This is a genomic window from Paenibacillus sp. UASWS1643 (genome assembly GCF_008693195.1).
Taxonomy (GTDB): Bacteria; Bacillota; Bacilli; order Paenibacillales; family Paenibacillaceae; genus Paenibacillus; species Paenibacillus amylolyticus_B.
Genome location: NZ_VXKZ01000071.1, coordinates 1 through 2,150, shown reverse-complemented (window position 1 = coordinate 2,150; position 2,150 = coordinate 1). Strand labels below are relative to the sequence as shown.

At 39.7% G+C, this 2,150-nt stretch carries 3 protein-coding genes; all 3 read right to left on the bottom strand.

Translation table 11 applies throughout. The annotated features are described in order from the left end of the window. The coding region (locus FE296_RS00380) for a hypothetical protein (protein ID WP_150363985.1) at window positions 1-283 on the bottom strand (283 nt) is incomplete at its 3' end. 1,002 nt (window positions 284-1,285) lie between these two features. Further along, on the bottom strand, window positions 1,286-1,498 hold the full coding sequence (locus FE296_RS00370; RefSeq protein WP_150363984.1) for a hypothetical protein: 213 nt from the start codon (window positions 1,496-1,498) through the stop codon (window positions 1,286-1,288). 33 nt (window positions 1,499-1,531) lie between these two features. Then, on the bottom strand, window positions 1,532-2,150 hold a 619-nt coding region (locus tag FE296_RS00365; protein ID WP_150363983.1), incomplete at its 5' end, for a tyrosine-type recombinase/integrase.

The following is a 2,150-nucleotide window of genomic DNA, read 5'->3' as shown; positions in this document are numbered from 1 at the left end:
TAATATCTTTTAATTTATCAATATCCCATGTGAGTTGATAATGATACTTTCCGTCTGTGTCCATCCAAAAATCGTGATCATAATACTCTCTATTAGCCACACTTGGATATGTAGAAGGTAAGTCCCTGCTAACCTGGCTGAAATAGGCAACCATTTCAGAATAGTTTTTTATCTTTTGCTTAATAGGTGTACCTCTCATAAATGACATATCTAACATGGTAGGCCAAAATTCCGACGTAGTATTAATAAATGGTGCGTCAATAATAATTTGTTTTAAGGACATATGATCTCATTCCTTTCGCTATACTTTTTTAATTTCCGGAAGATCCGGCTACAGCATTGTATCCAATCCCTGGGGCGAAGGGACTCATATTTCTTGGCTTCAGCAATATCCTCAGCCTGCGCTTGATTGATCCCTTTACGTTCTTCCTTCAGCCAACCAACTCAGGATCTGAAGCACGAGTTCCATAATGAGCTGCCCGAGCCCTTCTAGATCTTCACACTTGCGTTAGGATATAGACATTGATTAAGTAGCTAAACGCAAAAGGAGAGGACGGCTGGTAAACCAGTTATCCTCTCCTTTGCTTACTATGAACGACAATGTTCAGAAATCAACGAGCCACTACGAATATGAGGTGAAACCCAAGTACCCCAACTGTTGAAATATCCTCTTACTGGATGAGAACAACGGAAATGAGCTCGAACGCGAATACTACGAGGGTAAGCGCACTGAATAGCCATTCAGATCACCTTCCTTACTCCAACTGATTAGGAAGCAAGGACTCAAACAACAATCTCTACATATGTATTTTTATCTGATACATGCCCAGAACATTAAATGTTGTTGCATCTTACCTAAGGTTTTGATAAGATAATTGCAATGGTTGTATATATATTTGTCAAAAAAATATATATTGGCTAGTAAAAGACATAGGTTTTTGGGAACATATAATTTTGATAATTGATCGGCAAATCAATCTATCAAACAGAGATAAAAATTGTCTGAGTTCATACTAACCCTGCTGGAAGTATTATTCTATTTCAGTATAAGGGTTTTTTTTCGTTTAGTCAACACCCAAATACAACATGTTGATGTCGAATTTTGTCGAAACACAACATATAGATAATATTCATACGCTAAAACAATATATATACCTGTTTTTAATCAGCACGAATGAAAAGAACACTCCTTAGTGGGAGTGTTCTTTTCATTCGTCCCTTTTTCCTCGGTACGCCGGTTGCACACAGCTGTCTGTTTAATACGTTTTCCCTGAATTCTGAAATTCTACGATCTATCTATATACTTGATTACTTCAGCTGCCGTTAAGAAAGAATCCTCATTTAAAAGGACAAGGCGATCGAACATCTTAACCGTAAATATCTTGTCGGTACGGTTTACTTCAAAACGTATATTTTCTCCTACTACATATCCCCCAACGGTAACTTGATCCCATTCTGCCATATGCTCGATATTCGCTTTAGCTGTGGGTGTGAGCATACACACACTTCCCTTCTGTTATATTTTCTATTATTATGTCCAGCTAATCGACTCCACCGCTGACTCCAGATCCTCGACACCAGGAGTCGTGTAAATCATGGTCATAGCAATGTTGGGTGATCCATCCTCTTTGTAATGCCCCATAAGCATGGCAACTCGTTGTAGATCGTTTCCAGCTACAACCAAGTCATGCCCAAACGTATGACGCAATCCGTGGCAAGTCATATTTTTTATTCCTGTCCGTAATTTGTATTTACTGATCATATGTTGCACTGCCCTAACGGACATTTTAGAAGAACGCTGTGAAACAAAAACATATGGGCTCTTATCATCCCTCACCTGCAGATAAGCCTGGATAACATGTCTAAGCTCTGCACTGATCGGGAGCTCTCTATCCTTATCTCCTTTACCGTGAATATAAGCTATACCCTTGCGATCACTCATGGTTAAGTCCGTAATCTTCAGATCGCACAGTTCGTGCACTCGAAGACCGAGCCGAAGCATAGTAAGCACAATTGCAGTATCTCTCTTTGCTTCTGGACTTCGATTGTCTCGAAGTTCCCTTAAAAGAGAATTTTGTTCTTGCCTGGTTAGCCACTTCGGTAGGCGACGAGCTGCAGGTGGTTTTTTAATCGCTCCAACCGGATTATCA

Bases quoted from the DNA above. Each gene is read 5' to 3' on its own strand.
- FE296_RS00370 (WP_150363984.1), bottom strand. From the start codon at position 1,498: ATGCTCACACCCACAGCTAAAGCGAATATCGAGCATATGGCAGAATGG.